Genomic DNA, 25,688 nt, shown 5'->3' on the forward strand with positions numbered 1-25,688 from the left:
CCGGCTCCTCGTCGGCGCGCTGCAGGAGGCAGGGATCGACCCGGGTCGGGCCTACGTCACCAACGCGGTCAAGCACTTCCGGTTCACGACGAAGGGCAAGCAGCGGATCCACTCGACGCCGAGCCGCTGGAACGTCACCGCTTGCGGACCGTGGCTGCTGGCCGAGTTCGACGCGGTCCGCCCGCAGCTCGTGGTCGCCCTCGGCGCGACCGCCGGGCAGGCGGTGTTCGGGCCGAGCTTCCGGGTCGGGGTCTCGCGCGGACGGCCCTTGGACGCGCCGGCCGGGTGGCGGGTCGACGGCCCGGTCCCGACCTTCCTCGCGACCGTGCACCCGTCGTCGGTGCTGCGCTCCCGCAACCGGGAAGACGACCACGCCGCCCTGGTGGCCGACCTCAGAGTGGTCGCCGAGCACCTGCCCTGACCGAATACGGTCGGGTCGTCAGCTCGAGGCCGGCACGGTGCTCGTGCCGGGACCGTCCGTGATCAGTATCGCCTCGCCACCCGCCAGGACCGGGCCGAAGCTGCTCGACATCGCGTGCGACGTCCTCGTGAGGCTGACCTCGACCTGGTGGCCGGCGTTGGAGAAGACTCCGCTGGTCACCTCGACTCGCAGGGTCTGCCCTGGCCCGATGAACCTGTTGTCGGGGAGGGAGTCGTCGGGCAGCAGCACGTCACCGGCTCCGGCGAGCCCGTACACCGTCATCCCCTCCGAGGTGCGGTTCTCGATCCAGAACGCTCGGGTCGCGCTGGTCGACACCTCGTCCTCCCGATCACCGTTTGCGGTGGCGCCCAGCCGTCTGGCGGGTGCGGCGGTGGCGGTCGAGGAAAGCCCCACCACGCCGAACAGGGCGGTGCCGGCCAGGACTGCACAGGTGATTCTCGACAGGGTGCGCATGGGGATCAGTCCTTCTGAACCTCTCGCTGGCATCTCCGGCGGCTTCGCGGTTCGTCCTGATCTCAGCGTGTCAAGAGTTCGGTGTGCGGCCGATCCGCTGCCGAGGGCACGGCCCGGCTGGTTCTTCCGTCCCCTCGAACGGTGGACCCCTTGTCGAGAGGCGACTCTCTGCATACCATGATCACGATCATCATCAATATGGGTGGCGGCGACGGAGCCGCGACCGAGGGGAGTGAGCGCGGATGACGACCGACCTGGAGACGCGGATCGCCCGGCTGGAGGACACGAACGCGATTCAGGCGCTCGGGATCCTCTACGGCTACGTGATGGACGAGCGCGACGAGGACGGCATCCGCCGGATCTTCTGCGAGGACGCGACGCTGCGCTCGCAGGACGGCGTCTTCGCGGCAACCGGCATGGACGAGATCGTCACGACCTACCTGGGCCGGTTCGCGGCGCTCGGCCCGACCAACCACTACAGCCACGGCCACGTGGTCCGGTTCGACGACGACGACGCGGACGTCGCCTACGGACTGCTCGCCTCCCACGCGGAGGTCACCCGCAACGGGGTCGGCATGGTCGTCGCGCTGCGCTACAAGGACACGTACCGGCGCGACGGTGGCCAGTGGAAGTTCCAGGACCGGCTGATGTCGTACATGTACTACTTGCCCATCGCGGAGTACGCGGACGGTCTGGGTGACGGGACGGGAAGCGTCCGCGCGTACGGCGACCACCGGCCGGCGGACTGGCCCGAGTCGCTCCAGAACGGCGGCAAGCGCAACGACTGGCTGTGGGACTTCCTCGGTTGAATGCCGCGCATCGACGCGGCCGTCGTCTCGGTCAGGTCGCACGTCATGTCGCGCGTCATGTCGCGCCTGAGGGGGTAATGGCAGCACCAGACGCGACGTGACCGGAGACATGACGCGCACTGTGTCGCAGGCGCAGCGTTACTGGAGCTTCCGCCCGGGCCGGAACGCCGGGAGGGTGAACGCCAGCCCGACGCTGAGGGCGACCATCACCGCATACCCGGCGACCAGGCTGCCGGTCAGGTCGTGCAGCCAGCCGAGGACGACCGGTCCGAGCGCCCCGACGAGAAACGCGACCATCAGCGTCATCGCGCCGAGCCGGGCGGCCTGCTGCTGCGTCGACGTGTAGTCCGACACGAGCACGAGGACCAGCGCCGAGCCGCCGCCGACCCCGAACCCGAAGAGCCCGGTTGCCAGCAGCGCCAACGGTGTCGGCGCGACGACCATCAGCAGGACCCCTGACGCCGTGGCCACGACGCTGACCGCCAGCAGGGGGCGACGGTCGCGGGTGAAGTCCGTGATCGTCGGCAGGCTGAGCATCGCGACGAGCTGGACGACCTGGAAGTACGCGAACAGCCGGGCGGCGTCGGCTACAGGCATCCCCAGCGACGCGTAGTACGGCGTGATCCACGCCAGTCCGCTGAACCCGACGATCATCTGGACCGACGAGAAGATGGTGACCCACCACGCCGTCCGGGACCGCCACGGCAGCCGATGGCTGGCCGCCGCCTCGTCGGGATCGGGGTGCACCACGTGCCGTCGAAGCCGGGGGGCGAGAAGCAACCATGCGACCATCGTCACCAGCGCGACCACGCCCCAGAGCGCGAGCGACCGTCGCCAGCCGTGGAGCAGCTCGGCGGTGGGCACCGCCACCCACGCGGCGAGGGCGACGCCGAGGGCCAGCCCGGTCGAGTAGATCCCGGTGGCCAGACCCTTGATCCGCGGGATGTGGTGGGCGATCAAGCCGGGCACCAGCGCCGAGATGGCGCCCATCGCCGCGCCCGACACCGCCGACGACAGCAGCAGGACGGTGGTGGTCGTCGCGGCCAGGCGGAGCAGACCCCCGACCGCGAGGACGCCGAGGAAGGCCACCGTCGTGGCCTCCGAGCCGAACCGGGCCGCGACCCGCTGACCCACCGGGGCGAAGAGGCCCATGAAGACGACGCTCAGCGACGTGAGCATCCCCTGGGTGGACCCGGGGATGCCGAGCTCGTCGGAGATCGGGCCGAGCAGCGGAGGGATCGAGCCGAGTGCGGCACGCAGGTTCAGCCCGATCAGAGCGACCATGACCACGAGCAGCCACGCCGGGACACGCTGCTGCAGCACGTCGGCGGGGCCCTCGGCCGCGCTCGTCGGGGTCGCGCGGGCCTCGGTCACGTCGGGATCAGCGCGCCGTCGAGAGCGTGGTCGGGGCGTCGGTAGGCGTCGGGCGTTCGGTCGCGATGCGGGTGCGGTAGGTCAGCAGCTCGCGGGTCAGCCCGATCAGCACGACGCCGACCAGCCGGCCGGTCTCGTCGTGGTACCCGACCGCGCACTCAGCGGTGATGTCGCCCTCGAGCACCCGGACATCGGCCAGGCCGAGGTGCGGCATCCCCAGCGACTGGAACCGCACGCCCCACTGGTCGGTCCAGAACGTCGGCATCGGGAGGAACGGCGCTTCGGGCTCCGGGTCGCCGGCGATCCCGGCCAGCAGGCTCCGGGCCGCGTGGGCGGCGATCTCGGTGGGCCAGTTCCAGTGCTCGATCCGGACGGTGCCGAACCCGGGGACCGGGAAGCGTGCGACATCACCGAGCGCCACGACGTCGAGAACCGGTTCGCCGTCGCGCAGCGGGTGGAGCGCGCCGTCGCAGGCGACACCGTTCGCGAGGTCGAGCCCGTTACCGGCCAGCCACTCGACGTGGGGGAGCGAGCCCACCGCCTCGACCACCACGTCGGCGTCCAGAGCCGTGCCGTCATCGAGCTCGACGCGCTCAGGCCCCTCCGTGCCGTGGACCGCCGTGACCGACCGGCCGAGATGGAACCGCACCCCCCGCTCCTCGTGCCGACGCTGAGTCTCGGCGCCGACCACCGGCCCGAGGGCACGGACCAGGGGCAGGGGCAGCAGGTCGACGACGTCGACCTCGCAGCCCAGCTGGGTCGCCGTGGCGGCGACCTCGGTGCCGACGAACCCGGCCCCCAGCACGACCACCCGGCGTCCGGGTTGCAGCGCCTCGTGCAGCGCGGCCGCGTCGTCAATGGTCCGGATCCCGTACCGCCACTCCAGTGGCGCGTCGAGGGGAAGCCGCCGCGTCCCGACGCCGGTGGCGACGACGAGCCCTCGGTACGCGAGCACCTCGCCCCCCGAGGGTCCGTCGAGGGTGACGGTGTGCGCGTCGAGGTCCGCGGCGACCACCGACTCACCGAGCCGCCAGGTCACGTCGGCGGTACTGGCCCGCTGCCGGTAGTGCAGGGCGGCCGCGTCGACGCCGTTCTTGAGGGCGTCCTTGGTCAGCGGCGGCCGGTTGTAGGGCGGATGGACCTCCCGGCCGACGACGACGACCGGCCCGGTGTCGCCGGCCGCGCGGAGCTGCTCAGCCGCGCGGAGCCCGGCGAGGCCGGCCCCGACGACCACGATGGGGGCCGTCACGTCGGGACGCCTTCCAGCTCATGGTGAACCGAGGCCGAGCTCGTTGCCGCGGCCGCCGCCCGCCCCGCACGGTAACCGAACACCAGCGCCGGACCCAGCGTGCCGCCGGCGCCGCCGTAGACCATTCCGGTGGGAGCGGCCATCGCGTTGCCCGCCGCGTACAGACCGGGGATCACCTCGCCGTCGACGTCGAGGACCTCGCCGTCGACGGTGGTCAGCGGACCGCCCTTGGTGCCGAGCGCCGACCCGATGAGCTCCACCGCGTAGAACGGACCCTGGTCGACCGGACCGAGCGTCGCGAAGACCCCCGGGTACTGCCTGCGGTCGCCGCACCAGCCGTCGTACGCGCTGTCACCGCGACCGAAGTCGTCGTCATGACCCTGGGCGACGAACCCGTTCCAGCGGGCGACGGTCTGGGCCAGCGCGTCGGCCGGGACGCCGAGGTGGTCGGCGAGCTCGGCGATCGAGTCGGCCCGCATGAGCCACGACGGAGCCGGGCCGCCCGGCCCGGTGCCGAAGCCCCCGTAGGCGTCGACGAACCCCTGGTCGAACACCAGCCAGCAGGGCTGGTTGACGTAGTCGAACGAGCCCGGGTCGAAGGTGTGGAACGCGCCGCCCAGGGCGTTGTAGTTGGCCGCCTCGTTGGTGAACCGGCGACCGGACCGGTTGACGACGATCGAGCGTGGCAGTGTGCGCTCCCGCAGGACCAGCTGGACGTTGCTGCCGCCGTCGGCGCGCTCGCCCGGCAGCCGGACGACCGGCACCCACCACGCCTCACGCATCGCCCCCAGCGCCGCACCGACCCGCATCGCCATCCGGAGGCCGTCGCCGGTGTTGCTCGGGACGCCGGCGGGCTCGCGCATCGGACCGCGGAGGAACGCCCGGACCAGGTCGTCGTCGTACTCGAACCCGCCGGTCGCCAGGACGACGGCGCCTGCCCGGACGACCCGTTTGCCCTCGGGACCGGACAGCTCCACGCCGGTGACCGCGCCGTCCTCGACGACGAGCCGGACCGCACGGGTACCGGTCACCGGGACTACGTCGTGGTCGAGGCACCCGCGAAGGAGGGCCGCGACCAACGCCCGGCCCAGGCCCTCGACATGGGCCGCCCGCCATTCGGTCTCGACGTCAGTCGGGAGGACCCCGGTGCCACCTCCGACCGGCGTCTCCGTGACGCGCATCGGCCGTGGCGTACCGACCAGTCGCTCGCCCCACCCGTCCAGCCGGTCCACCGAGATGAGCTCGGGCTCGAGCGACCTGCCCCCGTGCGGCATCCCGCCCGGGTGCTCCGGGTGGTAGTCGGGGAACCCGGGGACCAGCCGCAACGTCAGCGGCGTATGCGTCCGCAGCCACTCGACGACCTCGTCGCCGCTGTCGACGAACGCCTGCGCCATCTCCGGCCGGATCATCCCGTGCGACAACGACTCCAGGTAGGCCAGGCCCGCCTCGCGGGAGTCCTCGACGCCCTGAGCCGCCGCCACGGACGTGGCCGGGATCCACACGACGCCGCTGGAGAGCGCGGTCGTCCCGCCGACCAGGTCCGCCTTCTCGACCAGCGCCACCGACGCCCCGGAGTCCGCTGCCGTCAGCGCCGCGACGAGCCCCGCCGCGCCGGTGCCGAGGACGACGACATCGACGACATCGACGACCTCGACGGAGGGAGGCGAGGCCACCCGCATACCGAGGGCGCTCAGTACGCGACCGCCGGCGCGTCCGCGCCGGTCAGCCGCCGAGGCCCGGGCGTGAAGGTGGCCGGGATCCGCTGGTAGCCGGTGTTCGTGCCCTGGTGCGGGTACGGCTCGAGGGCGTCGACGTCGACGACGTAGTCGGGCATCCGCTCCAGGATCTGCCCCAGCAGCTCCTTGGCCATGACCCGGCCGAGGTTCGACCCGGCGCAGCGGTGGACCCCGATACCGAACGCCGTGTGCCGGTTCGGCCACCGTGTGATGTTCAGCTGGTCGGGGTCGTCGAACTGCTGCGCGTCGCGGTTCGCCGAGTTCCACGCGAGCAGCACGCGGTCGCCCACCTTCATCGGGCAGCCGAGGAACTCGGTGTCCTCGACGACGGTCCGAGCGAGAGCCTGGGTGGGGGAGAAGTAGCGGAGGAACTCCTCGATCGCCTTGTCCAGCAACGACGGGTCGTCGATGAGCTGCTGGCGCACGTCCGGGTTCTGGTAGAGCCACACCACCGTGTTGCTGACCAGCGACGCGGTCGTGCCGACGCCGCCGGCGAGCAGCAGGTCGACGATCGAGAACACCTCGTCGTCGGTCACCGGGCGGTCGTCGACCTCCTGCTGGACGAGGTAGCTGATGATGTCGTCCTGCGGGTTCTCCCGCCGTGCGCGGATGACCTCCCAGGTCTTCTCGTTGATGTACGGGAAGTCGACCTCGACCGCATGCTGGTACTGCTCCGAGCCGGGGATCGCCGCGAGCGCCGCGTGGTGCGCCGAGGCATACCGGCGCCAGTCCTTGACGTCGAGCCCCAGCCAGTCGACGGTGACGAGGGAGGGGACCCCGATGACCGACGTCATATCGGCCTCGCCGGACTCGATGACCTGGTCGACGAAGTAGCTGACGTAGTGCTCGACCATGCCCTTCATCCGGTCGACCGCCGCCGGCGCCGTGATCGGGTTGATGAGCTTGCGCCACTTGCGGAAGTTGGGTGGGTCGATCTCGATGGGGATGTGGAAGTGCATCGGGGTCTTGGGGATGACGACGGACAGACCCTCGCCGCCGTAGCTGTTGCGCTCGGACGAGAAGATCTCGTCATGGCGCGCCGCCTCGAACACGGCCTGGTAGCTGGACAGGACCCAGTAGCCTCCGTGCGCCTCGGACCATGCGACCGGCGCCTTCTCGCGCAGCGCGCGGTAGGACCCGACCGGGTCCGCGGAGTGCTCGTCGGAGTTGTGGTCGAAGTGGACCACCGGGCAACCGCCGGCCTCTGTCATCGCTGTTCGCCTCTCGAAGGGGTTCCCTATTAAGTGATCATGGTTATACTAGATCCGGCCGATGTCAATGCTGCCCAGGAGGCTTCGATGCAGGTACGTGTCGACGAGGAACGCTGTCAGGGACACGGCCTGTGCCGCCTCAGCGCGCCCGACATCTTCTTCGCGCGCGAGGAGGACGGACACGCCTACGTGCTGAGCGAGACCGTTCCTGAGGGTCGCGAGGACGAGGCCCAGCTCGCCGCCGACAGCTGCCCCGAGCTCGCCATCGAGGTCGAGTAGCGGTATGCCTCGTCGCGCCTCTGGTGGCACCCTCGCCATCGGGTCGGGCTCGGCCTACGCGAACGACCGGCTGGCCCCCGCGGCCGCGATGGCGGACAGCGGGCGGGTCTCCTACATCGGGTTCGACTGTCTCGCCGAGCGGACCATGGCGCTGGCCCACGTGCGACGCCGCCGCAACCCCGCCTCCGGCCAGGACGAGCGGATCCGCCGGCTGCTGCCGCTGCTGCGCGCGTACCTCGCCGCGGGCGGCCGCGTGGTCGGCAACTTCGGCGCGGCCAACCCGGATGCGGCGGCCGCCGACTTCGTCGAGGGGCTGCGGGCCCTCGGCCTGCCCGGGGTCCGCCTCGGGGTGATCCGGGGCGACGACGTGCTCGACCTGGTCGTCGCCCAGGACGCTGAGCTGCCCGAGCTGGGGACCACCGTCGGCGCGCTGGGCGATCGGATCGTGTCGGCCAACGCCTACATCGGCGCCGAGCCGATCGTCGACTGCCTGCGCGAGGACGCGCAGATCGTGCTCGGAGGGCGGCTGGCCGACCCGTCCCTGTTCGTCGGCCCGATCTGCCACGAGCTCGGCTGGTCGCTCGACGACTGGGAGGCCGTGGGCCACGCGACGCTCGTCGGCCACCTGCTCGAGTGCGGCGTGCACAGCACCGGAGGCAACTTTGAGGACCCGCCCTACCGCGTCGTGCCCGACCCGCACCGGCTCGGCTTCCCGCTGGCCGAGGTGTCCGAGGACTCCGCGGTCGTCACCAAGCTCGACGGGACCGGCGGCGCCGTCGACGAGCGGACCATGAAGACGCAGCTGTACTACGAGATCCACGACCCGCGGACCTACCTCACGCCAGACGTCACCGCCGACTTCTCGCAGGTGCGAGTCGAGGACCTCGGTGGCGACCGGGTCCGCCTGTCCGGGGCGACGGGCCGTGAGTGGCCCGCCACGCTCAAGGTGCTCGTGGGAGTCGACCAGGGGTACCGCGCGACCGGCGAGATCTCCTACGGCGGCCCCGGCTGTCTCGAACGCGCCCGCCGCGCCGAGGAGATCCTGCGGGCACACCTCGACGAGCTGCTCGATCCCGGGGACCAGGTCCGGGTCGACCTGCAGGGCATGAACTCGCTGTTCGGCGACAAGGAGGGCACCGCATACCCGGAGGAGGTCCGGCTGCGGTTGGCCGTGCGGACCGAGTCCGAGGACCTGGCGCGAGACGCCGCCCACGAGGTCGAGCTGCTCTACTTCGGGCCGGCCGGTGGTGGCGGAGTCGTCACGTCTGTCCTGCCGGCACTCGGGGTCACCCCGGCGTACGTCCCGCGCGAGCTGGTCAGCCTCGAGACCGAGGTCGTGACGTCGTGAAGCTGCGCGAGATCGCCTACAGCCGGTCCGGTGACAAGGGCGACGTGAGCAACATCTGCGTCTTCGTCGACGACCCCGTCGACTACCCGCTCCTCGTCGAGCGCCTCACGGCCGACCGGGTCCGCGCGCACTTCGGCGGGCTGGTCGAAGGCGACGTGGTGCGGTACGAGCTGCCGAACGTGCACGGGCTCAACTTCGTGCTCGACCGGGCGCTCGGCGGCGGCGTCTCCATGACCCTGCGCGTCGACCCGCACGGCAAGTCGTTCCAGTCGCACGTCCTGGACATGGAGGTCTGAGGTGCCGTCGGTCGAGGAGCTTGCCGCCGCAACGGTGTTCGTCGACGGTCGCTGGTCGTCCGGCAACGGCCACGAGTATGCGTCAGTCGACCCGAGCACGGCGGAGGCTTTCGCGAGGTGGCGGCTCGCCGACGTCGCGCAGGCCGACGCGGGCGTGGCTGCCGCACGCGCGGCGTTCGCCGCCTGGAGCCGCACCGAACCGGGGGAGCGAGCGGCAGCGCTGCGCCGGTTCGCCGACCTGCTGGAGAAGCACCACGAGGAGCTGGCCCAGCTCGTCACCACCGAGGTCGGCTCGCCGATATCGCTCGCTCGCACCCTGCAGACCGCGACACCGGTTACCAACCTGAGGTGGGCGGCCGACGTCGCCGAGTCCGGACCGCGCGGTGGCTACCGCGAGCGGCTGCCCGCGTTGGACGGTCCGCCGCGGGTCGAGAGCGAGCTGCTCCGCGTACCCATCGGGGTGGTCGCCGCAGTGACGCCGTACAACTACCCGGTCAACATGATCGCCTGGAAGGTCGGCCCCGCGCTCGCGGCCGGCTGCACCGTCGTCCTGCTGCCGTCGCCGCGCGGAGCGCTCTGCTCGGTCGCCGTCGTCCGGCTGGCCGAGGAGGCCGGCATCCCGCCCGGTGTGCTCAACCTCGTGCCGGGCGGCCCGGACGTCGGTCATCGGCTCAGCGCGCACCCGGACGTCGACCTGGTGTCGTTCACCGGGTCCAACGCCATCGGTGCCGCCGTCGCCGAGGCGGCCGCGCCGTTGCACACCAAGGTCGTCCTCGAGCTCGGCGGCAAGTCGCCCACCGTGGTCCTCCCGGGCGCCGACCTCGCACGCGCGGTGGGGCCGTCGATACTGCGGTTCTGCCGCAACGCCGGTCAGGGCTGTGGCGCCACGACGCGGATCCTGGTGCACCGCAGCCAGTACGACGAGTTCGTCGACGCGGCAGTCGCGTTCCTGCGCGAGGGGGTGCCGGTGGGCGACCCTCGCAACGAGGAGACCGAGGTCGGTCCGCTGATCAGCGCGGAGCACCGCGACCGGGTGGAGGGCTACCTGCGTAGAGCCGTCGACCGCGGCGCGACCCTCCTCGCCGGCGGCGGCCGCCCCGACCCTCCGGGGTTCTACCTGGAGCCGGCGCTGGTCGGCGACGTCGATGCGGCCGACGAGATCTGCCAGGACGAGCTGTTCGCCCCGGTGGCGACGGTCATGCCCTACGACACCGTCGACGAGGCGGTCACGCTCGCGAACGACAGCCGGTACGGCCTCAACGCCCTCGTGTGGGGTGACTCCGAGGAGGCCCGAGACGTAGCGCTCCGCCTGGAGACGGGCACCGTCGCCATCAACGGCGGCGGAGGTGCTCGGCCGGACGTCCCGTGGACCGGCTTCAAGCGGTCCGGTGTGGGCAGCGAGATGGGGCTGGACGGCTACGCCGAGTTCTTCACCGTGCGGCACCTGCAGTGGCCGGAGGAGTAACACCGAAGCCGCTCGTCCCCAGCCTCGGCCGCGATGTCGGCTGGCTGGTCGAACGGTGGGCCGAGGTCGATGCGAGCCGGCCGTTCCTCACGTGGGTGCCGGTCGAGGGTGGCCCGCTCACGTGGACCCGGGGCGAGTTCGCCGCCGACGTACGAGCGTTCGCGGCCGGCCTCACCGCGCGCGGTGTCACCGCTGGAGACCGCGTCGCGTTGCTCCTGCCCAACTGCCCCGAGCTGCTCGTGGCCTGGTCCGCCGTCGCGTCGATGGGGGCGGTCGCGATCTGCCTCGACCCTCGTGCGACCGCTGACGACCTCAACTACGTCGCCGGCCACAGCGACCCGCGAGCCGTGATCGCCTCCGGCCTGGCTGCTGCGACCGCGGGCACGGCGATGCCGGGAGCCGACATCCTCGACGTCACTGACCTCGGCGAGCACCGGCATACCCTCCGGCCCTTCGCTGCCGCCCCCGAGCCGCTGGGGCCGGTCGCGCACGACGCGCCCTCGTCGATCCAGTACACGTCCGGGACGACCGCGCGGCCCAAGGCGGTCGTGTGGACCCAGGCCAACTGCCTCTGGGGCGGCCAGGTCGGTGCGGCCCACCAAGGCCTCACCATCTCCGACGTCAACCTCTTGCACCTCCCGCTGTTCCACACCAACGGCCTCTCGTACTCGTTCCTCTCCAGCCTGTGGTCCGGCGGTCAGGTGGTCCTCGTCCCGCGGTTCTCGGCGTCGCGGTTCTGGGACGTCTCGGTCCGGTATGCGGCGACGTGGACCTCCGTGGTCTCGTTCTGCGTGCGCGCGCTGGCGACCCAGGAGGCGCCGGAGCGACACGCATACCGGGGCTGGGGCAACAGTGCGACCCTCGCGCCGTCGGCGACGACCGGCGGCGTGCCGGTCGTCGGCTGGTTCGGGATGACCGAGACGGTCTCCCACCCGGTCGTCGGCAGCCTCGTCCACCCGGATGCCGAGGGCACGATGGGCCGGCCGGCGCCGGAGTATGCGGTCGCGGTCGTCGACGCGGACGACCGACCCGTCCGTCCCGGCGAGTCCGGCGAGCTGCTCGTCCGGGGCGAGCGCGGCGTCTCCCTGTTCGCCGAGTACCTCGGCGACGCCGACGCCACGGCTATGGCCTTCACCGACGACGGCTGGTTCCGGACGGGGGATCGGGTGCGGTGGGAGGAGTCCGGCACGCTGACCTTCGTCGAGCGCGACAAGGACGTCCTCAAGGTCGGCGGCGAGAACGTCGGTGCACCCGAGATCGAACGGGTCCTGCGCGGTGTCGTGGGAGTCCGTGAGGTGGCGGTCGTCGGGCGCCCAGACCCCATGCTCGGTGAGGTCCCGGTCGCGTTCGTCACCGTGGCCGAACACTCCGTCTGGACCGGTCCGGCGCTGGAGGAGCACTGCGCCGCACTGCTCACCGGACCGCGACGGCCCCGCGAGGTCCGGGTCGTCGACGACCTGCCACGATCGACGCTCGACAAGGTCGCCAAGGCGCGGTTGCGCGCCCTGCTCGTGGAGGAGTCCGCCGGTGCCTGAGGACGCAGCGACCGGACCGCTGGCCGGCGTGCGCGTCGTCGAGCTGGCCGGCATCGGGCCGGGGCCGTTCTGCGTCATGCTCCTCGCCGACATGGGCGCCTCCGTGGTCCGCGTCGACCGCGTCGGTGCGGCCAGCGCCGACTACACGGTGAACCCGGTCATCGAACGGGGGCGTCGGTCGGTCGCCGTCGACCTCAAGGCGCCGGACGGCGTTCAGGTGGTGCTCGATCTCGTCCGCGACGCGCACGTACTGCTGGAGAGCTACCGGCCGGGCGTGGCCGAGCGGCTGGGCATCGGCCCTTCTGCGTGTCACGAGGCCAACGAGCGCCTCGTGTACGCGCGGCTGAGCGGGTTCGGCCAGGACGGCCCATGGGCGGGGGTGGCCGGCCACGACATCAACTACATCGGCCTCACCGGGGCGTTGTGGTCGATCGGGCGTGCGGGGGAGCGACCGGTCCCCCCGATCAACCTGGTCGGCGACCTCGGCGGGGGAGCGGCGTCGATGGCCTTCGGCATCGTCTGCGCGCTTCTGGAGACGCGGAGCAGCGGACGCGGCCAGGTCGTGGACGCCAACGTCCTCGACGCCACGACGACGATCATGGGCTTCGTTCAGGGGCTCCGTGCGCAGGGCGTGTGGGGCCTCGACCGGGGCACGAACCTGCTCGACACCGGCGCCCCGTACTACGACACCTACACCTGCGCGGACGGCCGGTGGGTCGCCATGGGCACGGTCGAGGAGCGGTTCTTCCTGACCGCGCTCGACGTCCTCGGGTTCGCCGCCGACGACCCGCTGCGCGGCGCGCACAAGGACCGGTCGCGCTGGTCCGCCCTCCGGGAGGCGTTGACCGCGGCCTTCGGGACGCATAGTCGCGACGAGTGGGCCGCCGCCTTCCGCGAGCACGACGCCTGCGTCACGCCGATACTCGACCTCGACGAGGCCACCCGCCACGAGCAGGCCACGGCCCGCGGCGCATACCAGCCGATCCCCGGGTTCGACGTCCCACAACCCGTCGTCTCGCCGAGGTTCAGCCGCAGCCGCACCCCGGTCCCACCACCGCCGCCGAAGGTCGGCGCGGACACCGACGCGGTCCTGAGCGAGCTCGGGTATGCGCCGGAGCGGGTCGCAGCGCTGCGTGAGGCGGGTGTCCTGGGCTAGGTGCCTCCACGCCGCCGACCGGCCTCCTCGCGGGAAGGCGAACGATCGTCTCGATGTCCGAGGCGGTGGCCAGGTGACGCGGCTCCACGGCACCGCAACCTTCACCGCGTGAAGCGCGCCGGCACCTCGCGGGTCGGGCCTTCAGGTGCTGTCGTTGTGCTCGTCGAAGTGGCCGGCGTGCTCGGCGTGCCGGTGCCCGTCATGGACGTAGTCGACGTGGTCGCCGTGTTGGACGGTTTCGTGCCCGCAGCCCTCGCCGTGGACGTGCTCGTGCTCGGTCGTGTCGTGATGCTCGTGATCGGCGGACGTACTCATCTCGCGACTGCCCTCTCCTCTGCCCGGTCCTCGTGTCACCGTCGCGATCCGGGAATGATCGGATCGGCAGCACTCAGAGCCTGGGCTCAGCTCAACGGACTAGAGGCTAGTGGCGCCGGGGGTCATGCGACAGCGTTCCGGCAGAGTGGTCTCGGCCATGCGGAGCTCCGCTCTGAGCCCCGAGGGTGTGACCGGGCTCGTCCCTCACCCATGGCAGACGCCGGACGGCTAGGCATTCCACTGCGGGCCTCGACCGATGCGGAGCGGTCCGCGGACGGCAAGGGGGTCGACGTCCTTGCCTTTCTGGGTTGTTCGCACGATCCCCGCCTCGCGCAGCTGCCCGGCCACGCGGCGCGCGTCGTCCATCGCCGAGCGGAAGCGATCCCCGGCGACGACCCGGGCCGCGTCGCTGGGGCAGATCGTCGAGGTCGGCGCGCGGTGCCGCAGCAGGGTCCGCATGGCAGCTGCCAGACGTTCGGCCCGGCCCTCAGGACTGGCGGCTTCCCACCACGGCTCGCCCCGCTCCCCGAGCGCGACCTTGGCGTCCTGGACGCGGCCTCGAGCCCCGGCGACGACCTCAGCGGCGGCGACCGCTCGGCGAGCGGACATCAGCTCCGCGACCAGCTCGGTCCGCAGCTGCTCCGGAACGCCGGGATCGGTGGCGCGCCAACGGCGTCCATCGACGACGACGTAGCGCGGATCGTCGGACAGGTCGACTGTACGCAGCATCGCGGGTGGTCAGCCGCGGACGACCCGCGCGACCGGCACGATCTCGCGGACCGCCGGCACGATGTCGCGGCCCAGGTCGTCGAGGTACTCGACCACCTCGTCACCGGTCAGGTGCGGCCACTGTGCGCGGACCAGGATCGGGTCGATCGGGACCACCGCCGCCAGCTCGCGGATCTGGGCGACGCACTCGTCCGGCGTGCCGATGAACGTCTCCTTGGCCGCCACCTCGCGGAACGAGGACGTCAGCTCTCCGGCGTCCCGCGTCGCGAGCTGGCGCTGCGCATACGCCACCAGCCGCTCCTTGGCCATGTACTCGAACCGCTCGAAGGCGGCGTCCGTCGTCGCGGCCGGGACGATCTCGCGACGTAGCGGGTGCCGGACCTGGTGCTTGCCGAGACGCTCCCGCTCGTCCTCGTAGAGCGACAGGAGCCGGACCATGTCGGGGATCTTGGTCTCGGGGGTCACCGGCCAGCCGTCGCCCAGCCGGGCGGAGCGGAGGACGCCGACCCGGCCCATGGCCCCGACCCAGAGTGGCGGGTGCGGCTCCTGCCACGGCTTGATGTGCGGGCGCGCGTCGTCCAGCGGCCAGAACCGGCCGGCATGCGTGACGTGGTCCTCGGTCCAGAGCCGCTTCATCAGGGCCACGGACTCGTCGAGCATCGCGAACCGGGCCGCGAAGTCGACTCCGAGGGCGGTGAACTCGTCGGAGCGATACCCCGCACCGATCCCGACCACGAGCCGGCCGCGGCTCATGATGTCCAGCGTCGCGAGCTCCTCGGCAAGGGCCACGGGGTGGTAGAGCGGCGCCTGGATGATCGTCGTCGCGAGCGTCACATGCTCGTCCAGCTCGGCGGCAAGCCGGGCCAGGGTCGGCACCGGCTGCAGCCAGCGCAGGTCCCCGTACAGGTAGTGGTGGCCGATCGTGATGTAGGTCAGGCCGTTGCGTTGCGCGGCCTCGACCTGACGGAGCAGCAGGTCCAGGTGGTCGCGCGGAGACACAGTCGTGCGGACGTCTCCGAGGATGACACCGATCTCCACGCCGACTCCAAGTTCGTCTTCCGGCTCTCTGAATCAGTATCTATCATATTCACTAATAGGGACCGGAGGTCTGCATGGCGACGGAGCACGGCGGCTGCCCGGTGGTCGGGTTCGACCACAACTCGGCCGAGCACTCGGCCGACCCGGTGGAGGTCTATCGGCACCTGCGGGCCGAGGCGCCGCTGGCCTGGACGGAGGCTCACGGCGGCTACTGGGTGGTCTCCGACTACACCGGCGTCTTCGACGCGGCGCGGGACGACTCGACGTTCGCGTCCGGTCGCAGCGAGCACGGGGGCACCGGCCTCAACAACGTCATCCCCAAGGCGCCGGTGCGCCTGCACATCCCCGTCGAGCTCGACCTGCCGGAGCACCGGTCGTACCGCAAGGTCATCAACCCGCTCACCTCGCCAGCGGCGGTGGAGCGGATGCAGCCGATGATCGAGCGCTGGACGACGGCGTTCGTCGACGACGTCATCGAGGACGGCACCTGCGACCTCGCGTCCGTGATCGGCGTACCGGCGATCGTCACGATCGACTGGCTCGGACTCGACGTCGACGACTGGCGGCGGTACTCACGGGCCCTGCACTCGGTACTGGCCCACCGGGTCGGCAGCCCGGAGCACGCGCACGCCGTCGAGGTGGACATCCCCTGGATGGAGCGCACCATCACCGAGGCCATCGCCGAGCGCCGCCGCGAACCCCGCGACGACGTCATCTCGATCCTCCTCGAGGCCGAGGTCGACGGGCAGCCCATCACCGACGACGCCGTCTACTCGATCGTCGAGCTGCTCATCTCCGGCGGCGTCGGCACGACGGCCTCGCTCGTCTCGCAGACCCTCGTCCACCTCTACGAGCACCCCGACCAGCGGACTCGTCTGGCCGAGCACCCCGAGCTGCTCGACCGGGCCGTCGAGGAGTTCCTCCGCGTCTTCTCGCCGACCCAGGCTCTGGCCCGCACGGTCACCCACGACGTCGACTTCCACGGCTGCCCCATGAAGGAGGGCGACCGGGTGCTCCTGGCGTGGTCGTCGGCGAACCGCGACCCGGCCCAGTTCGACCACCCCGACCGGGTGGACCTCGACCGCTGGCCGAACCGGCACACCGCCTTCGGTATGGGCATCCACCGCTGCGCCGGGGCGCACATCGGTCGGGCCATCGCCCGCGAGCTGATCCGGCAGGTCATCACCCGGATGCCCGACTACGTGGTCGACCTCGACGGCCTCGAGGCCTACCCCCACCAGGGCGTCAACGCCGGGTTCCAGCGGATCCCCACGACGTTCACGCCCGGCCACCGGATCGGCTCATGACCGCCGACGCGCAGGCCTGGACGCGGCGGATCGACCCCGAGATCCGGGCGGTGCTCGACCTCGTGCCCCGTCTCGACCTCACCGACATCTCCACCGCTCGCCGCGAGCGTGCGGACCTGGCCGCCCGGGCGGCCGCCGGCCATGTGCCGCCGGCGACCGTACGGACGCGGGACCGCCGCATACCGGGTTGGCCGGAGGGCGAGCCCGACGTCGTGGTCCGGGTCCACGAGCCGGCCGGGCCGGCCACCTCGCGGCGTCCGGCGCTGCTGTGGGTGCACGGCGGCGGCCACGTCATGGGCACTGCTGCCCAGGACGACCCGCTGCTCCAGGACCTCGTCGCCCGCACTGGCTGCGTCGCGGCCGCCGTCGAGTGGCGCCGCGCTCCGGAGGACCCGTACCCGGCCGCCGTCCACGACGCCTACGCGGCGCTGCGCTGGCTGGCGGTGAACCCGGCAGTGGCCCCGGAACGCCTCGTCGTCGGCGGCGCGAGCTCCGGCGGGGGAGCCGCGGCCGGCCTCGCCCTGCTGGCCCGAGACCGGGGCGAGGTCCCGCTGGCCGGGCAGATCCTCGTCTACCCGATGCTCGACGACCGCGAGGTCACCGTCTCGAGCCGCGAGGTCCGCGACCCGCGCCTCTGGAACCACGAGAGCAACCGGCTCGGTTGGGCCGCATACCTCTCCGGCCTCGACGGCGACGAGGTTCCCGCCTACGCCGCACCGGCCCGAGCGGCCGACGTCGGCGGGCTGCCGCCGACCTGGATCGCGACCGGCGAGCTCGACCTCTTCCGCGACGAGGACGTCGAGTATGCGTCGCGCCTCTTCGCCGCCGGGGTGCCGACCGAGCTGCACGTCTACCCCGGTGCGGTGCACGGTTTCGACCTCTTCGCTGCGAATGCCGGCGTCTCCCGCCGTTACCGGAGGGACCGTGACGAGGCGTTCGACCGGTTCGTCGGAGTCGTGCCGTCCGAGTCCCCGGAGGCCGGGTAACGAGTCTGCCACGGGGTTCCGGGAAGTGCTTGCCAGCGCTGTCCCGAGCCTTTAGGGTAGGCCGAACACATGCTAATCATGTGCATGATATTCATACTCTTAAGGAGGATCGGATGCACGAAGACGTGTTCCGAGACCGGCGCCGCGTGGTGCTGACGTCGATGATCGCTGCGGGAGCGGTCATCGCCCTCGCCGCGTGCAGCAGCTCAGGTGGTACCTCCGGTGGGTCCGGCGGTGCAGCCACCGGCGGTGCCAGCGCCGGGAACCTCCCGGCATCCATCACGGTTGTCTCGACCAACCCCACCACTGGCGTGGTCGCCTTCGCGGGATCGGCGGCCAACAAGGGCTACGACCTCGCGGTGAAGGAGATCAACGCCCAGAAGTTCCTCGGCAACACGACCCTGACCCTCTCGAAGGTCGACACCAAGAGCACCCCGGCCACCGCTGCCCAGGTGACCAGCACGGCGATCGCTGACAAGTCGGTCGCCACGATCTTCGGATCGGTTTCCAGCAACGAGGCGGTCGCGCAGTCGCCGCTCGTCCAGAAGGCCGGGATGCCGATCATCTACACCCAGGCCGGCAGCGACGGGGTCGTCATCGGCGACTACACCTACCGCGCCACGCCCCTGATGCGTGAGTACTACCCGATCATCAAGAAGTTCATGAAGGACAAGGGCTACAAGTCCGTCGGCATCGTCTACACGCAGGCCACCCCCACGCTGCAGAACATCGGCAGCCAGACCCTCCCGGCGATCGCCAAGGAGCTCGGGATGACGGTCACCGGCAGCGTCGGCGTCGTCGGCACGACCCAGGACTTCAGTGCGCCGATCTCGCAGATCCTCAGCGGCAAGCCTGACGTCGTCTCGATCCTCCTCGTGGGTGCCTCCAACCCGACGGCGATGAAGCAGCTGCGCCAGGCGGGCTACACCGGTGACGTGCTCGGCAACTCGGGCGCCAGCGCCGGCAACCTCAAGCCGGCCGGAGCCGATGGGGCCGGCATGGTCTGGCCCGTCGACTTCAACTACCAGATGGCTGCGCCGTCGAGCCAGAAGTTCGCCAAGGCCTACGCGGCCGAGTACGGCGAGCAGCCGCTCAACTACGCCGCCGAGGCGTACGACGCGGCGTGGTTCCTCGCCAAGTCGATCAAGCAGGCCGGCAGCGCCGACCGGGCCGCGATCAAGGACGCCATGGCCGTCGTGGCCAAGGAGAAGTTCGACGGCGCCCTCGGCACCGGCCTGACGTGGCAGGACCGCGACCTGCAGGTACCTGGCGTCGTGGTCCGCTGGAACGGCACCGGCGAGGACCTCCTCTACGAGGGCACCGGCTCCTGACGCCCACCGCGGCAACCGCCCGTCGGGGCCGTCCGATTCCCTGGACGGCCCCGACGGGCTACGACCACAATCCGGGGTAGAGGCAACGTCGCCTCGGGCCGCCTCGACCAGACGACACCGAAAGGGAGGGCGAGCGATGCAGGAGCTGATCGGAGCCCTGAGCCTCGCGTCCATCTACGTGCTGTTCGCGCTGGGGATGAGCCTCACGTGGGGCACCATCGACATCCTCAACTTCGCGCACGGGTCGATCTTCATGTTCTCGGCCTTCACGGCCTACGTCGCGCTGCAGTCCACGTCCCTGTCGTTCTTCGTCGTGCTCCTCATCGGAGTCGTCGTCGGCGCGGCCATGTCCCTGTTGACCCAGGTGTTGGCGTTCGAGCAGATCATCAAACGGGCCAAGGACAAACGGTCCGCCGAGATGCAGATCCTTATCGGCGGTATCGGCGTCGCGATCATTCCCCTCTCCATCGCGCAGCACTACACCAAGAGCAACCCCTTCGGGTTCGAGAACTCGTCGTTCCAGGTCACCAAGATCACCTTCGGTGACTACTGGGTCACCAACGTCCAGCTCATCACGATCGTGCTTGCCGCGGTGCTCGGCATCGCGACGGCGTGGTGGCTGCGCCGGTCCCGGCAGGGGCTCGCGCTCCGGTCCATCGGCGTCGACTCCGAGGTCGCCTCGATCATGGGCGTCGACCGTCGAAAGCTCGCACTGGCCACCATGGCGGTCGCCGGAGCCATGGCTGGGCTCGCCGGCATCCTGCTCACGTACAGCCTCGGCGCCATCACGCCCGAGAGCGGCGACACGTTGCTGGTCAAGGCGTTCGCCTGCATCATCCTCGGCGGCGTCGGCAGCACGGCCGGCGTGTACCTGGGGTCGTTCCTTCTCGCCGCTGCCGAGACCGTCGTCCTCACGCAGACGAACGGCCTCTGGGTCGACGCGGTCTCGTTCGGCCTGATCTTCCTGGTGCTCCTCGTCCGGCCCTCCGGGATCTTCGGCCGGAAGGAGGTCCGGCGGACATGATGGACTTCTTCGACGCCAACGTCGTCCTCGTCCAGGCCACCTTCATCGGCCTGGTTCTGGCACTGAGCGTCCAGGTACCGCTCCGGATGGGCGTCTTCTCGTTCGCCGGCGCTGGCTCCTACGGCATCGGCGCCTACCTGGCCGGCATCATCACCATCAAGTACGAGACCCCGGGCATCGTCGCGGTCCTCATCACCATGGTGTTCACCGCGGTCATCGGCCTGCTGCTCGGACTGGTCATCGCGCGGCTGGCCGGGCTCTACCTGGCCATGGCCACCGTGGCGTTCGACCTCATCATCTCGGTCCTCGCCATCAACGGCGGAGACCTCACCGGGGGGCCCACGGGTCTCTACGGCGTGCTGTCGGACTTCGGGACCATCCACCTCGTCATCGTCACGCTGGTGGTCCTGGCGCTCGTCGCCGCGTCGGAGATCGGCCGAACGGGACGCCGGGTCGACGCGGTCCGAGACGACCCCGAGCTCGCCGCGTCGGTCGGGATCAGCGTGCGCCGATACCGTCTGGTGGCGTTCGTCGCCAGCGGCGCTCTCGGCGGCGCCGCCGGCGCGATGAACATCCTCGTCCGCAGCACCGTCACCCCGCAGGACATCGGGTTCGGGCTCATCGTCCTCGCCCTGACCATGATCATCGTCGGCGGCGCACGCTCCTGGAAGGGCGCCGTGCTCGGGGCGGTCATCTTCACCTGGCTGCCCGAGCTGCTCACGGTCGTGGGCGACTGGCAGCCGCTCATCTACGGCATCATCGTCGCGCTGGCGGCGATCTTCCTCCCGCGCGGGATCCACGGCCTCTGGGTCGACTCGCGCCGGGCCATGGCACGGCGGCGCCGGGAGAAGGCGGCCGGTGGCGCGGCCGGGGTTGCGGGCGATGATGACGACGACTCCGGCTCGACGGTGATCGAGAAGCTCAAGGAGTCGTCCGAGGTGGAGGCGACGCCATGACCGAGACCGCAACCACACCGGTCCAGGAAGAGCAGGGGACGCCGGTTCTCGAGGCTCGCGACGTGGCCGTCCACTTCGGCGGCGTCAAGGCCGTCGATGGCCTGTCGATGACGCTGCGGGCCGGGAGGATCTACGGGATCCTCGGCCCCAACGGCTCGGGCAAGAGCACCCTGCTGGGCGCGATGACCCGGCTCACCCAGCTGACGCGGGGCGAGCTGCTCTTCGACGGCGAGGAGTACCACAAGGTCCCGGCGTCGCAGGTGGCCAAGAAGCGGGTCGCCCGAACGTTCCAGACCGTCCGCCTGCTGCCGGACCTCACGGTGCGCGACAACATCCAGCTCGGTGCCGACGCGCGGACCACCGAGGGGACCGGGTCTCCGGGTCTGCTCCGGACCATGTTCGGTCGAGGCACCTCACCCGCCGTCGCCGACGCCATCGCGCGGACCAACCTGGACGGGTTCGAGGACTACTACCCGTCGGAGCTGTCCTACGGCACGCAGCGTCGCGTCGAGATCGCCCGCGCGATCGCGATGAACCCCCGGCTGCTGCTGCTCGACGAGCCGACGGCCGGCATGAACCAGAAGGAGCGGGCCGAGATCTCCAAGCTGCTCCAGAGCCTGCGCGGTGAAGGTCTCTCCCAGCTGCTCGTCGAGCACGACGTCCAGATGATGATCGATACCTGCGACTACGTCTTCGCGATGAACTTCGGACACCTCATCGCGGAGGGCACGCCCGCGGACGTGGTGCGCGACCCGCAGGTCCAGGAGGCCTACCTCGGGAAGAAGTGGCGCGAACATGCTTGAGGTCAGCGACATCCACGTCAGCTACGGCAAGGTCGAGGCGGTCCGCGGCGTCAGCCTCACCGTCAAGCCGGGCAAGGTCACCCTTGTCCTCGGCGCCAACGGGGCGGGCAAGAGCACCACCCTCAAGGCCGTCGCCGGCCTCGAGAAGCCGACCTCGGGGACGATCGTTCTCGACGAGAAGCCCATCACCGGGATGCCTCCGCACGCGATCGTTCGGCGGGGGATCGCGTTGGTGCCGGAAGGGCGCCGCGTCTTCGCGCCGTTGATGATCCACGAGAACCTGCGGATGGGCGCCTACACGGCGCCGAAGAGCTCGTACGACGAGACGCTCGCGAAGGTCTACGAGATGTTCCCCATCCTGTCCGACCGCTCCCACGCGGCCGCGGGGCTGCTGAGCGGCGGTGAGCAGCAGATGCTTGCGTTCGGCCGGGCGCTGATGTCGCAGCCGAAGGTGATGCTTCTCGACGAGCCGTCGATGGGTCTGGCCCCCGCGGTCGTCGACTCGATCCTCACCAAGGTGCGGGCGATGGCCGACTCGGGGATCGGCATCCTCATGGTCGAGCAGAACGCCGAGGCCGGCCTGGACGTCGCCGACGACGTCGTGGCGATCGCCCGCGGCGAGGTGGTCTTCACCGGTCCGGCGACGAGCGCGCGCGACAACGCCTCGGTGCTGCGCGCGTTCCTGGGCGAGGCGGCGCTTGCCGGCCAGTAGCGCGCCGGCGGCTGCTACTTCGGCCGCACGCTCAGGCGAAGTAGCGCTGCTCCCAGGGGATGGTCTCCTTGAGGACCTGTGGGAACTTGCGGGCCGCATACCGCTCGTAGGCGTCGATGTGCTCGCGCATACGGGCCTCGGACTCCTTGGGGTCGCGCGCCTTGAGCGCCTCGAAGATCTCGATGTGGGCCTTGAGGATCGCCTGACGGCGATGGCTCGGGTAGTCGATACCGATCGCCGTGCCGTCCATGATCCCGGACAGCGAGTCGATGATGTAGCCGAAGAGGGCGTTGCCCGAGGACCACGCGATGATGTCGTGGAACCGCTTGTTGGCGTCGAGGAACGAGTGCTGGTCCTCGATCTCCTCGCGCATCTGGATGATCGTGCCCTCGAGGTCGGTGAGGGCGTCGTCGTCCATCCGTTCGGCGGCGAGGCTGCTGATCATCGGCTCCATCGCGGTACGGACCTCGACGATGTTGCGGAACGGCGCGGCCTTCAGCTGCATGAGCAGCACGAGGTTGCTGGCGAGGTGCGACGCGTCCGGGTCCATGAGCACCGGCCCGCCCCGTGGTCCGGGCTTGAGGGTTATCACTCCCTGGAACTCCAGCAGCCGCAACGCTTCTCGCAGGGTGCCGCGGCCGGTCTGGTACTTCTCGAGCATCGTCCGCTCGGGGGCGAGCAGGTCACCCGGCTTCCGGCCCTCGCGCAGCGCGTCCTGGACGATGCGTTGGGCCACCAGAAGGGCCGCCTTGGGCGGACGGGTGGAGGTGCCGTTGATGGTCATCGACGTGCGTCCTTCGTCGAACAGTTCATTTATGCCAAAGATTAACATGATTATGGGCGATGTGAACCTCGCCACATGGAGAGGCCGGTTCCCGTGAACAACTCACTCGGTGACGAGGAGACCGTCGAGGCGCTGGCCCGCCTGGTGCGTGAGTGGGGTCGCGAGCGGGTCCGGCCGTTCGTCCAGGAGCGCGAGGCCGCTGGTGAGTTCCCCCGCGACCTCTACGCTGAGATGGGCGAGCTCGGCTTCTTCGGATGCGTCTTCGACGAGTCGCTCGGCGGGACCGACGTGGGCTTCGCCGCCCTCGCCGCCGTGGCCGAGCAGCTCGCCTGGGTCTACCCACCGCTTTCGGCGGCGATGAACCTTCAGGCCGCCACGGTACCTCTGACCATCGCCAACTGGGGGGACCCCGACGTCATCGCACGCTGGGTGCCGGATCTGGTGGCCGGCCGCGCCCTGGGCTGCAACGCGATGACCGAGCCGGCCGGTGGGTCGGACTTTCTCGGGTCGATGCGCACGCGGGCGGTCCGCGACGGGTCGGACTGGGTGCTCAACGGATCGAAGATGTGGATCACCAACGCCAACGTCGCGGACGTGGCGGTTGTATACGCGCGTACCGACCCTGCGGCCGGACACCGCGGAGTGACCGCGTTCGTCGTCCCCACGCATACCTCGGGCTTCGAGGCGACCCGGGTGCCCTGCCGCGGGCTCGGGAAGCTGATGCCCACGAACTCCGTCTCGCTGGTCGACGTCCGGGTGCCGGCGGGGAACGTGCTGGGGGAGGAGGGCCAGGGCTTCGTCGTCGCGATGAACGCGCTGGACTACGGGCGGCTCAGCGTGGCGGCGCGGTCGGTCGGGCTGGCGCAGGCGTGCCTCGACGCGGCGCTCGAGTACGCCGACCAGCGCGAGGCGTTCGGCGAGAAGATCGGCTCGTTCCAGATGGTCAAGAAGCAGCTGGCCGACATGACCTGCGAGGTCGCGGCGGCTCGAGGCCTGGTCCGAGCGGCGGCCGCGAAGTACGACACCGGCGACCTCGCGACGCGGGAGAGCTCGATCGCGAAGTACTTCGCCGGCGAGGTGTGCAACCGCGCGGCGCAGGCGACGGCGGACATCTTCGGTGGCGCGGCGTTCAGCGACGACCTGCCGATCGGGCTGTACCTCAACTACGCCAAGCTCTGGCAGACCGGCGAGGGCTCGGCCAACATCCAGGCGCTGCTCATCGCGGACGACGCGCTGGGCTGGAGGCGGATGGACCGGCACCGCACCGTGCTGCGGCCGCGAACCACGGTTGGATAGGCGCATGGCTGACGTCGAGGTCGAGGTCCGTGGTCCCGCGCTGTGGGTGACGCTGAACCGGCCGGACCGGCGGAACGCGTACGACGCCGACATGGCGGCCGCCGTGGTGGAGGCGCTCGTCGAGGCTCCCCGGCACCACGCGGTGGTCATCACGGGTTCGGGTAAGGGCTTCTGCGCCGGGGGAGCCCTGACCAACCTCGCATCGCCCGACCTGGTCGGGATGCGTGGCCTGTATGCGGGTTCGCTGCGGCTGTTCGACGCGATCCGGACCTGCCCGCGACCGGTCATCGCCGCGGTGAACGGCGCCGCGGCCGGTGGCGGCAATGAGCTGGTGGTGGCCTGCGACCTCGCGATTGCGGGGCGGTCGGCGACGTTCGGGCAGACCGGGCCGCGAGTCGGGTCGTCCCCGGTGACCGGCGCCACCAACGTCATGGGGATCCAGATCGGGGAGAAGAGGGCCAAGGAGCTGGCCATGCTCTGTCGCCGGTACTCCGCGGAGCAGGCCCTCGAGATGGGGCTCGTCAACGCGGTCGTGGACGACGACGCGCTGGTGACGACGGTGGACGCGTGGGTCGACGAGCTGGCGGCGCTCAGCCCTCGCTACCTGGAGATCACCAAGATCAGCTCCAACATCTGGTGGAACGCCGCGCGGGACTCGTTCCTCACCGGTCTGGGGATGCTGACCCAGGCGGTGGGCAGCGACGACATGGTGGAGGGCGCGGAGGCGTTCATGGCAAAGCGCAAGCCCGACTTTCCCGACCCCGCCTGACTCGGCTTCCCGCCCGGCAACAACTCGGACATGTCTGAGCCGCAACACCCGAGTTGGCGAAACGGCCCCGACTTCTCAGACAGGTCCGAGTTGTGGCGGGCACGCGTCTCCGTGATCAGGGGCGCGCCTGCCTGGGTGCCGGAGGCCATGGTCGGATCCAGGTCGGGTAACCCGGATGGTCGTTGCCGCAACGCTGTCGGGTACCTGACCGGGTATCCGACGCGCCGCTAGGCCCAGGCCGGTACGGCAGCAACAACTCGGACATGGCGGACAAGAAGCGGCCGA

The 25,688-nt window shown here is 70.8% G+C and carries 26 protein-coding genes; 17 read left to right on the top strand and 9 right to left on the bottom strand.

Going from position 1 to position 25,688, the window contains the following annotated elements:
- A partial coding sequence (locus tag VIG79_RS18870; RefSeq protein WP_331888476.1) for a uracil-DNA glycosylase family protein occupies positions 1–421 on the top strand: 421 nt, incomplete at its 5' end.
- Positions 422–439: 18 nt separating this feature from the next.
- On the opposite strand, the gene VIG79_RS18875 is transcribed toward VIG79_RS18870, so the two are convergent.
- Positions 440–895: a hypothetical protein gene (locus VIG79_RS18875; protein ID WP_331888478.1), complete on the bottom strand. Its 456-nt coding sequence runs from the start codon at positions 893–895 to the stop codon at positions 440–442.
- 242 nt (positions 896–1,137) lie between these two features.
- On the opposite strand from VIG79_RS18875, the gene VIG79_RS18880 reads away from it, so the two are divergent.
- Positions 1,138–1,704, top strand: coding sequence for a nuclear transport factor 2 family protein (locus VIG79_RS18880; protein ID WP_331888480.1), 567 nt, complete (start codon positions 1,138–1,140; stop codon positions 1,702–1,704).
- Positions 1,705–1,842: 138 nt separating this feature from the next.
- Here VIG79_RS18880 and VIG79_RS18885 read toward each other — a convergent pair whose 3' ends face one another.
- The 4 genes from VIG79_RS18885 to VIG79_RS18900 are packed head-to-tail and all read right to left on the bottom strand — an operon-like array spanning position 1,843 to position 7,274.
- Positions 1,843–3,078 carry a CynX/NimT family MFS transporter gene (locus tag VIG79_RS18885; protein WP_331888482.1) on the bottom strand — a complete coding sequence of 412 codons (1,236 nt, stop codon included), beginning with the start codon at positions 3,076–3,078 and terminating at the stop codon, positions 1,843–1,845.
- 7 nt (positions 3,079–3,085) lie between these two features.
- Complete coding sequence (locus tag VIG79_RS18890; protein WP_331888484.1) at positions 3,086–4,327, bottom strand: NAD(P)/FAD-dependent oxidoreductase; 1,242 nt, start codon at positions 4,325–4,327, stop codon at positions 3,086–3,088.
- Positions 4,324–6,000, bottom strand: a complete 1,677-nt coding sequence (locus VIG79_RS18895; RefSeq protein WP_331888486.1) for an FAD-dependent oxidoreductase — start codon at positions 5,998–6,000, stop codon at positions 4,324–4,326. Before VIG79_RS18895 ends, VIG79_RS18890 begins: the two co-directional genes overlap by 4 nt.
- 17 nt (positions 6,001–6,017) lie before the next feature.
- Positions 6,018–7,274: a cytochrome P450 gene (locus VIG79_RS18900; protein ID WP_331888488.1), complete on the bottom strand. Its 1,257-nt coding sequence runs from the start codon at positions 7,272–7,274 to the stop codon at positions 6,018–6,020.
- Between the two features lie 87 nt (positions 7,275–7,361).
- On the opposite strand from VIG79_RS18900, the gene VIG79_RS18905 reads away from it, so the two are divergent.
- The 6 genes from VIG79_RS18905 to VIG79_RS18930 are packed head-to-tail and all read left to right on the top strand — an operon-like array spanning position 7,362 to position 13,353.
- Positions 7,362–7,553 (top strand): ferredoxin, encoded by a 192-nt coding sequence (locus VIG79_RS18905; protein WP_331888490.1) that lies wholly within the window; start codon positions 7,362–7,364, stop codon positions 7,551–7,553.
- Between the two features lie 4 nt (positions 7,554–7,557).
- Complete coding sequence (locus VIG79_RS18910; protein ID WP_331888492.1) at positions 7,558–8,901, top strand: acyclic terpene utilization AtuA family protein; 1,344 nt, start codon at positions 7,558–7,560, stop codon at positions 8,899–8,901.
- A complete protein-coding gene (locus VIG79_RS18915; RefSeq protein WP_331888494.1) occupies positions 8,898–9,197 on the top strand; it encodes an AtuA-related protein in 300 nt (99 codons plus the stop codon). Before VIG79_RS18910 ends, VIG79_RS18915 begins: the two co-directional genes overlap by 4 nt.
- Position 9,198: 1 nt before the next feature.
- Positions 9,199–10,662: an aldehyde dehydrogenase family protein gene (locus VIG79_RS18920; RefSeq protein ID WP_331888496.1), complete on the top strand. Its 1,464-nt coding sequence runs from the start codon at positions 9,199–9,201 to the stop codon at positions 10,660–10,662.
- Positions 10,647–12,197, top strand: coding sequence for an AMP-binding protein (locus VIG79_RS18925; protein WP_331888498.1), 1,551 nt, complete (start codon positions 10,647–10,649; stop codon positions 12,195–12,197). Before VIG79_RS18920 ends, VIG79_RS18925 begins: the two co-directional genes overlap by 16 nt.
- A complete protein-coding gene (locus VIG79_RS18930) occupies positions 12,190–13,353 on the top strand; it encodes a CaiB/BaiF CoA-transferase family protein (protein ID WP_331888500.1) in 1,164 nt (387 codons plus the stop codon). Before VIG79_RS18925 ends, VIG79_RS18930 begins: the two co-directional genes overlap by 8 nt.
- Positions 13,354–13,494: 141 nt before the next feature.
- Here the strand turns inward: VIG79_RS18930 and VIG79_RS18935 are convergent, their stop codons facing one another.
- The 3 genes from VIG79_RS18935 to VIG79_RS18945 all read right to left on the bottom strand — a co-directional run bounded on the left by VIG79_RS18935 (position 13,495) and on the right by VIG79_RS18945 (position 15,435).
- On the bottom strand, positions 13,495–13,668 hold the full coding sequence (locus VIG79_RS18935; RefSeq protein ID WP_331888503.1) for a zinc transporter permease: 174 nt from the start codon (positions 13,666–13,668) through the stop codon (positions 13,495–13,497).
- Positions 13,669–13,896: 228 nt separating this feature from the next.
- On the bottom strand, positions 13,897–14,397 hold the full coding sequence (locus VIG79_RS18940) for a DUF3253 domain-containing protein (RefSeq protein WP_331888505.1): 501 nt from the start codon (positions 14,395–14,397) through the stop codon (positions 13,897–13,899).
- A 9-nt stretch (positions 14,398–14,406) separates the two neighbouring features.
- Positions 14,407–15,435: an LLM class flavin-dependent oxidoreductase gene (locus VIG79_RS18945; protein ID WP_331888507.1), complete on the bottom strand. Its 1,029-nt coding sequence runs from the start codon at positions 15,433–15,435 to the stop codon at positions 14,407–14,409.
- A 74-nt stretch (positions 15,436–15,509) separates the two neighbouring features.
- Here VIG79_RS18945 and VIG79_RS18950 point away from each other — a divergent pair, with 74 nt between their 5' ends.
- The 7 genes from VIG79_RS18950 (at position 15,510) to VIG79_RS18980 (ending at position 22,554) form a co-directional block, all read left to right on the top strand.
- Positions 15,510–16,742, top strand: a complete 1,233-nt coding sequence (locus VIG79_RS18950; protein WP_331888509.1) for a cytochrome P450 — start codon at positions 15,510–15,512, stop codon at positions 16,740–16,742.
- Positions 16,739–17,728, top strand: coding sequence for an alpha/beta hydrolase (locus VIG79_RS18955; RefSeq protein WP_331888511.1), 990 nt, complete (start codon positions 16,739–16,741; stop codon positions 17,726–17,728). The genes VIG79_RS18950 and VIG79_RS18955 overlap by 4 nt, the downstream gene beginning before the upstream one ends.
- Positions 17,729–17,841: 113 nt before the next feature.
- Complete coding sequence (locus VIG79_RS18960; protein ID WP_331888513.1) at positions 17,842–19,059, top strand: ABC transporter substrate-binding protein; 1,218 nt, start codon at positions 17,842–17,844, stop codon at positions 19,057–19,059.
- A gap of 136 nt (positions 19,060–19,195) precedes the next feature.
- Entirely contained in the window at positions 19,196–20,083 is an 888-nt protein-coding gene (locus VIG79_RS18965) for a branched-chain amino acid ABC transporter permease (protein WP_331888515.1), read from the top strand.
- On the top strand, positions 20,080–21,039 hold the full coding sequence (locus VIG79_RS18970) for a branched-chain amino acid ABC transporter permease (protein ID WP_331888517.1): 960 nt from the start codon (positions 20,080–20,082) through the stop codon (positions 21,037–21,039). Before VIG79_RS18965 ends, VIG79_RS18970 begins: the two co-directional genes overlap by 4 nt.
- Entirely contained in the window at positions 21,036–21,842 is an 807-nt protein-coding gene (locus tag VIG79_RS18975; RefSeq protein ID WP_331888519.1) for an ABC transporter ATP-binding protein, read from the top strand. Before VIG79_RS18970 ends, VIG79_RS18975 begins: the two co-directional genes overlap by 4 nt.
- Positions 21,835–22,554, top strand: a complete 720-nt coding sequence (locus tag VIG79_RS18980; RefSeq protein ID WP_331888521.1) for an ABC transporter ATP-binding protein — start codon at positions 21,835–21,837, stop codon at positions 22,552–22,554. The genes VIG79_RS18975 and VIG79_RS18980 overlap by 8 nt, the downstream gene beginning before the upstream one ends.
- 31 nt (positions 22,555–22,585) lie before the next feature.
- On the opposite strand, the gene VIG79_RS18985 is transcribed toward VIG79_RS18980, so the two are convergent.
- Positions 22,586–23,338: a FadR/GntR family transcriptional regulator gene (locus VIG79_RS18985; RefSeq protein WP_331888523.1), complete on the bottom strand. Its 753-nt coding sequence runs from the start codon at positions 23,336–23,338 to the stop codon at positions 22,586–22,588.
- Positions 23,339–23,431: 93 nt separating this feature from the next.
- Between VIG79_RS18985 and VIG79_RS18990 the strand changes: the two genes are divergently transcribed.
- Positions 23,432–24,634 (top strand): acyl-CoA dehydrogenase family protein, encoded by a 1,203-nt coding sequence (locus VIG79_RS18990; RefSeq protein WP_331888525.1) that lies wholly within the window; start codon positions 23,432–23,434, stop codon positions 24,632–24,634.
- A 4-nt stretch (positions 24,635–24,638) separates the two neighbouring features.
- Positions 24,639–25,403, top strand: coding sequence for an enoyl-CoA hydratase/isomerase family protein (locus VIG79_RS18995; RefSeq protein WP_331888527.1), 765 nt, complete (start codon positions 24,639–24,641; stop codon positions 25,401–25,403).
- The last annotated feature ends 285 nt before the right edge of the window (positions 25,404–25,688 follow it).

This window comes from Lapillicoccus sp., from assembly GCF_036559105.1.
GTDB lineage: Bacteria > Actinomycetota > Actinomycetes > Actinomycetales > Dermatophilaceae > Lapillicoccus.